At 71.3% G+C, this 6,095-nt stretch carries 9 protein-coding genes; 3 read left to right on the plus strand and 6 right to left on the minus strand.

Annotation, left to right across the window (positions count from 1 at the left end; translation table 11 throughout):
* Positions 1–159: 159 nt before the first annotated feature.
* Entirely contained in the window at positions 160–1,113 is a 954-nt protein-coding gene (locus ACZ5WG_RS37375) for a helix-turn-helix domain-containing protein (protein WP_468729103.1), read from the minus strand.
* Positions 1,114–1,184: 71 nt separating this feature from the next.
* Here ACZ5WG_RS37375 and ACZ5WG_RS37380 point away from each other — a divergent pair, with 71 nt between their 5' ends.
* Positions 1,185–1,820: a DJ-1/PfpI family protein gene (locus tag ACZ5WG_RS37380; RefSeq protein ID WP_468729105.1), complete on the plus strand. Its 636-nt coding sequence runs from the start codon at positions 1,185–1,187 to the stop codon at positions 1,818–1,820.
* A 137-nt stretch (positions 1,821–1,957) separates the two neighbouring features.
* Here ACZ5WG_RS37380 and dmpI read toward each other — a convergent pair whose 3' ends face one another.
* Together dmpI and ACZ5WG_RS37390 are read right to left on the minus strand one after the other, a co-directional pair.
* A complete protein-coding gene (dmpI, locus tag ACZ5WG_RS37385) occupies positions 1,958–2,140 on the minus strand; it encodes a 4-oxalocrotonate tautomerase DmpI (RefSeq protein ID WP_053690240.1) in 183 nt (60 codons plus the stop codon).
* A 115-nt stretch (positions 2,141–2,255) separates the two neighbouring features.
* Positions 2,256–3,146, minus strand: a complete 891-nt coding sequence (locus tag ACZ5WG_RS37390; RefSeq protein ID WP_468729107.1) for a LysR family transcriptional regulator — start codon at positions 3,144–3,146, stop codon at positions 2,256–2,258.
* Between the two features lie 217 nt (positions 3,147–3,363).
* Between ACZ5WG_RS37390 and ACZ5WG_RS37395 the strand changes: the two genes are divergently transcribed.
* The gene (locus tag ACZ5WG_RS37395; RefSeq protein WP_468729108.1) at positions 3,364–4,041 is read left to right on the plus strand and encodes a DUF4232 domain-containing protein; all 678 of its coding nucleotides are present in this window, start codon (positions 3,364–3,366) and stop codon (positions 4,039–4,041) included.
* Between the two features lie 66 nt (positions 4,042–4,107).
* On the opposite strand, the gene ACZ5WG_RS37400 is transcribed toward ACZ5WG_RS37395, so the two are convergent.
* The 3 genes from ACZ5WG_RS37400 to ACZ5WG_RS37410 all read right to left on the minus strand — a co-directional run bounded on the left by ACZ5WG_RS37400 (position 4,108) and on the right by ACZ5WG_RS37410 (position 5,605).
* Entirely contained in the window at positions 4,108–4,494 is a 387-nt protein-coding gene (locus tag ACZ5WG_RS37400) for a hypothetical protein (protein WP_468729109.1), read from the minus strand.
* A gap of 184 nt (positions 4,495–4,678) precedes the next feature.
* The gene (locus tag ACZ5WG_RS37405) at positions 4,679–4,852 is read right to left on the minus strand and encodes a response regulator transcription factor (protein WP_468729122.1); all 174 of its coding nucleotides are present in this window, start codon (positions 4,850–4,852) and stop codon (positions 4,679–4,681) included.
* Positions 4,853–4,855: 3 nt separating this feature from the next.
* A complete protein-coding gene (locus tag ACZ5WG_RS37410) occupies positions 4,856–5,605 on the minus strand; it encodes a hypothetical protein (RefSeq protein ID WP_468729111.1) in 750 nt (249 codons plus the stop codon).
* Between the two features lie 280 nt (positions 5,606–5,885).
* Here ACZ5WG_RS37410 and ACZ5WG_RS37415 point away from each other — a divergent pair.
* A partial coding sequence (locus ACZ5WG_RS37415) for a hypothetical protein (RefSeq protein WP_468729112.1) occupies positions 5,886–6,095 on the plus strand: 210 nt, incomplete at its 3' end.

Genomic DNA, 6,095 nt, shown 5'->3' on the forward strand with positions numbered 1-6,095 from the left:
CCTCCCCCCCACCCCACCTTTGTTGTCTTCCCCCCCCCCCCCCCCCCTTCTCCCCCCCCCCCCCCCCCCTCCCCCCCCCTCCCCCCCCCCCCAGGGCCGGCAGCCGCTGCGCGGCACACGTCCGGGCAGCACGCAACGTGAAGTCGCGGGTCTGTACGGTCAGCACCGGAACTGGCGCCGGTAGGTCGAGGGGCTGACGCCCATCGTTTCCCGGAAATGGTGTCGGAAGCCCGCCACGGTCAGGCCCACACGGCCGGCCACTCCGTCGATCGGAAGGTCCGCGGACTCCAGCAGTACGGCGCCGGCCCGGATGCGCTGGTGCGTGATCCAGCGTCCCGGTGGCAGACCGGCCGCGTCGACGAAGCGTCGTTCGAACTGCCGCGCCGACAGGTGCGCGACGCCGGCCAGTTCATCGACGGTGAGACGCCGGTGCAAGTTGTCCAACGCGTACTGCATGGCGTTGCCGACCGGGTCGTCGGACGGCGCTTCGCCCACAGGACGCTCCGCGAACTGGGTCTGTCCGCCCTCACGGTGTGCGGCCACGACCATGCGGCGGGCCACGCGAGCGGCAACGTCGGCGCCATGGTCCTTGCGGATGAGGTGCAGGCAGGCGTCGATGCCGGCGGCGGTGCCTGCAGCGGTGATGACCGATCCGTGGTCGACGTAGAGCACTGACGCATTGACCAGCACCTCCGGATGGCGCTCCTGGAGCAGCCGGGCGTGCCTCCAGTGCGTGGTCGCCTCCTTGCCGTCCAGCAGGCCCGCGGCCGCCAAGGCGAACGCGCCGCTGCAGATGGAAACAACCCGCGCTCCTCGCGCGTACGCGTCCCGCAGCGCGATCAGGACTGTCGGGGATACGTCGCGGCGCACGTCCGCGACCCCCGGGACGATGACGGTGTCGGCGTACCGGAGCCGGTCCAGGCCGTGGTGCACCACGATGTCGAAGCCGCCCACGACCCGGTGTGGTCCGGGTGTCTCGGCGCACAACTCGAACCGGTACCACCAGTCCACATCCAGCTCCGGCCGGGAGACCGCGAACACCTCCGCGACGGTGGCGAGTTCGAACGGAGCCATCCCGTCGAAGGCGAGACAGGCGATCCGGTGACGACGCATGGCGGGATTCTAGCGGTGCATGCCGCTTCCGCCACTGTCGGGCCGCGCGCACCAGAACCGAACCTTGCGGCATGAAACCTGACACCGCTGCGCCGCTGACGTTCGGAATGCTCGTGTTCGACGAGGTCGAGGTCCTCGACGTGGGAGGCCCCTTCGAGGTCTTCAGCACCGCCGGCCGACTGGCCCGCACCGCCGACGACGAGCCGTTGCTGCGCGTCCTGACGGTCGCGGCGACCGACGAGCCGATCCGTGCCCGAGGCGGGCTGAAGGTCTTGGCGGATCACACCCTCCACGAGGATCCGCCCTTCGACGTGCTGGTGATCCCCGGCGGCGTCACCACGGCGGTCGAGACGGATACGGACGTCATCGACTGGCTCGCCCGGCGCCGACGGACCTCCGCGCTGACGTTCAGCATCTGCACCGGTGCCTTCCTGCTGGCCGCCACCGGGGCTCTCGACGGCCGCCCGGCCACGACCCACTGGGAGGACCAGGACGAGCTGGCCCGGCGCTGGCCGGACGTCCGAGTGCGCACCGACGTCCGGTGGGTCGACGACGGCGACATCGTCACCTCTGCGGGGATCAGCGCGGGCATCGACGCCAGCTTGCACATCGTGGGCCGGCTCTTCGGCCGACAGCTTGCCCGCCGCACGGCCCTCCAGATGGAATACGACTGGACAGCCGAGCACACCGCCGGGACCGGAGTCTGAAGGGTCCGCCGAGGGTCGGTCCGGGCGGGACACCTCCGGCACGCTGCGTGGCGCACCGTGCCGGAGGTGTCCTGCAGGAAACCGCTCCGGGCCGCCGGCCATCGACCGGACCGTCGGGGTCACCGACGCGGGCGGTCCTACTTGTCGGCGATGAGCGTGCCGGCCGCGCCCCAGCTGTCCGCCGGGACCTCGTGGATCCACACCTGGACGGTCTCGGCCGGGATCTTGTACGCGTCGACGAAGGCGTCCGTGACCCGCTTGACGAGCTCGCGCTTCAGCTCGACATCGCGGGGACCCTGCTGAATGGTGACGATGGGCATGACCGAACTCCCTTGCCAGCGGCGGCTTCCCGGCCCTTCCGGGTCGCTCACCGGCGTGACCCCAGTCCATCGGATGCGTGCCGCCCGGCCAAGAAGCAGACCGCGACCGCAGCGATCACCTCTCGTGATCGTTGCTGCTGGGGAGCGCTGGGAGCGCCTTCAGGAGTACCTCGAGAGCAGCGGGCGGGGTCTCGCGGCGGACGGCCAGGCCGATGGGCAGGGCCAGGCCGGCGCCACGGAAGGGGCGGAAGGCGACCCGGGGGCTGGCCAGCACGCGTGCGTGGGCCGCGTACACCACGGTCCACATCGGTAGGGAGCCGGCACCGATGGTGGCGAGGGTGTCCTGCAGCGATCCGCTGACCGGTCCGGGCAACGGCTCGAAGCCGGCTGAGTGGCAGGCTCCGACGACCAGGTCGACCAGGGCCGGGTTGTTTCGGCGGGCGGTGATACAGAGTCGCAGGCCGGCCAGGTCGGCGATGGCCAGTTCCGTCTCGCGGGCGAGGGGATGGGTCGCCGGGAGGGCCGCTACCAGGGGGTCCTTCCACAGGGGCAGGATCCGCACGCCCGGGGCGGGCTCCAGGGAACGTACGAACGCGGCGTCGAGCCGGCCGTCCGCGACCTGCTCGATGCGGTCGCGAGTCGGGGCCGAAACCAGCTGGACCGCGGTGTCGGGGGCGAGGACGGCCAGGTCGCCGAGCACCCGGTCCAGGTATTCACCGAGACCGGTGCTGGTGCCGAGGCGCAGCCCGGCCTGCTCCCGGACGGCGGCCCTGGCCCGTTCGGCGGCGGCGAGCACGGCCCGCGCCTCGGGCAGCAGGCGCTCCCCCGCGCCGGTGAGCCGAACGTGGCGCGGCGAGCGGTCGAAGAGATCGGCCCCCAGCTCCCTTTCCAGCCGCTGCACTTGCTGGCTCACCGCCGACTGCACGATGTGCAGCCGGTCGGCGGCCCGGCCGAAGTGCAGTTCTTCGGCGACGGTGACGAAGTACCTCAGCTGCCGCAGTTCCATCTGCCGACTGTAACCGTCGAGGTCACACGACCATCCAGCCGAACAGCCGCCGCCTGTGGGAGGGCGCGGCACCGGGCGGCGGCGGGGCCGGTACGTCATGGTTGTGTCACCGGAGCGGCACAGCGCTGTGCCCGCGGGAACTCCTGCGGGGCGCTCCGCCGTGTCCGTCGGCGTGCGGGCCGGTGCGGGACCGGTGGCGATCCTCGGGAGGTTCCCCATGCAGTACACAGCAGGTGTCCAACGGTCCGCGGCCGCACTGGTGGTCGTGGCCGCGGCCGCCGCCCTGATGACGGGCTGCACGCCGTCCGGCGAGTCCGGCGCGGCCGGCGGGCCTTCGCAGTCCGTGCAGTCACCGGCTCCCGGGGCCGCCGCGGGCGGCAGCAGTTCCGGCGGCACGGGGCAGGCGAAGCCTGCCGTCTCGGTCTCCCCCACCGTGCCCGGTGGTAAGGCAAAGCCCTGCACGAGCGGCGACGTGAAGATCGCGGAGGCCCGCCAGGCTGCCGTCCGGCCGCCTGGCACGGGAACCGGCGCCGCCGTCGTCGCCGTCACCAACACCTCGAAGAGCGCCTGTACGCTACAGGGATTCCCCACGGTCGCGGGCGCGGGCAACGGGTCCCCCGACAAGAACGTCCCGCTCGCCACGACCCACAGCGGCTCGGCGGCCACGGTGTCCCTGGCCCCGGGTGCCCGTGCCTGGACCAAGCTCACCTTCGTCAACGTGCAGGGCGAGGCCGACGGATACTGCGAGTCCGGCGCGACGCCCGCCTCGTTCCCCACGCTCGTCGTCGGGGTCCCGGGCGCGGGTGCGCACCAGACCGCCCTCGACGACGGAATCTTCGCCCTGTGCGACAACAAGGCCACGGTCACGGCCTATTCGGCGACGAAGCCCTCGTGATGCGCTCCTGGCGGGGGCGCGGTTGTCCCGCGCCCCCCTTGGGTTACACCATGTACGTGTGTGGGTTCAGGCGAAGTACTGGAGCTGGACCCTGACGGGGAGATCCTCCGGCCAGCCCGAGTCCACACGGATGATCACGCGGCCCTCGTCCAGGGGGACTACGTTGTGCACCGTCATGACCGCGCCTCCCATGAAGGGCTTGTCGGTGACGGGGTAGACCTCGGCGATGCTGGCGAACACGCCGGTGAAGGCTCCTGCGCCGGGCGCTTCCAGAACCGCTTCGAAAACGCCGTGGCCCCGGAGGTTGTAGTAGTAGAAGACCTGTTGCAGATCCGCGCGCGCCTCGCCCCCGCTTCCGCCCGTGGGCGCGATCGCCTTCTCGGGCGCTGCCTTCCCGCCGCTGCCGCTTGCGGTGTGCCCGGTCGCGGGCTCGCGGAGATTGGTGTGGGTCATGTTCGTTTCCCTTCGATGAGGTCCGGTGCGTGTGTGTCGGCGGCTCGGCGGGGAAGATGTCTTCGCCTCGCTGTGCGAGCCGCCCGCGCATGTTCCGGTTTCCTTTCCCATCGTGGGCTGAATCCGTGTCGCTGAGGCCCCCTGGATTTGGGGATGTACAAACTGCGGATCAAGGGGCAGCGGATCAGCGGGTCAGAGCGGCGATGAGTTCGTCGCGGCCGTCGGCGCCGGTTTTGCGGAACAGGGCTTTGAGGTGGTCGTTGACCGTGTACGGCGACAGGTCGAGGTGCCGTGCGATCTGTCTGACGGCCGCGCCCGTGCGCAGTTCGCGGAGGGTGTCGCGCTCGCGGGGTGTGATGCCTTACCAGGCGCAGAACGACGGCGTTACGAGGTCTCCCGCCGCGCCTTGGAGGACCAGGGCGACATCTCCGGCGGCGTCCGCATCGAGAGGCTGGCCGTGGAATGCCATCCACCGCCCGCACACGACCGGAGGGGCGCACACCAGCGGGACCCAGGCGTCCGTGTCCCATGCACGGGACCGCGCGGCGAGGGACAGGGCGACGAGGAACGCGTCGGGCACCCAGGCCGGAAACGCGTGCCCGCTCCGCGAGGACAGCTGGTCCAGCCAGTCCCGCGCTTGGGGGCTGACCGCCTTGATCGTGTGATCGGGGCCGACTGTGACCACTCCGGCGGGGAGAGCGGGGGCCGCGGCGAAGAGCGGGCCGGCGGTCGCGTAACGGCGTACGGCGGCGACCAGTGCCGGTCCGAGGCGGGCTGCCCGCCGGATGTCGTTCTGGCCGAACGGGCAGGCGCCGGCGCAGCGCAGCAGTCCGAGCGCGCCCCACACGCCGTGCTTGTCCCGGAGGAGCAGCCGCAGCTCGGAGCCCGCCCCGTACGCGGTGAGGATCTCGTTCACGCGCGGGTCGACCGGGCCCTCGCCCGGCGGGCCGACGACGACGGCCGGGGTGGCCAGCCCGGCGAGCGCGGCCGGCCGGCACGGATCGCCGCCCCCGTAGCGGTGCATGACCAGATCGGTGACCAGCGAGGGCTCGTACTCGTGCCAGAAACTGAAGCTTCCGAGGCCGAGCCCGGTCGCCGGATCGGTGGCCACCAGGCTGAGCCCGTCATGGGGCAGGAGTGGGGCGAGTACCCGGGAGATCCCGGCAAGCCGGTTTACCGCACGTACGTGCGATTGCGGTCCCAGCCCCGGGCCGGGCCGTCCATGGCGCAGCCCCGGATTCCGAGATGCACCGAGAAGAGCACTGCTGGCCTCGGGAGGCGGTGGCGGGGTACGCCGCCCGGGGCTGAGGGGCGCACCCAGAGGACGCCGGGCTGAATCATGGGCTTCTATCAAGATCGCCCCTCGGCGTCAAGCCACGTATTCAAGGGGCGTGACGCACACTCCCCCACAGAGTTTATTTGAAGTACGCCCTCACCGGGGAAACCCGGCCGGAGAACAGCAGGCCAAAGGATTTCCCCGGCCTATTCCGCGGGGCAGCTCACAAACCCTTATTAATTCCGAATGGAGAATTCCCATGTTCGAGCGTTTCCCGACCCGCCGTATCGTCCTCGCCAGCGCTTCCCTGGCACTGCTCGGCGGC

It is taken from the genome of Streptomyces sp. NPDC032745, assembly GCF_055579465.1.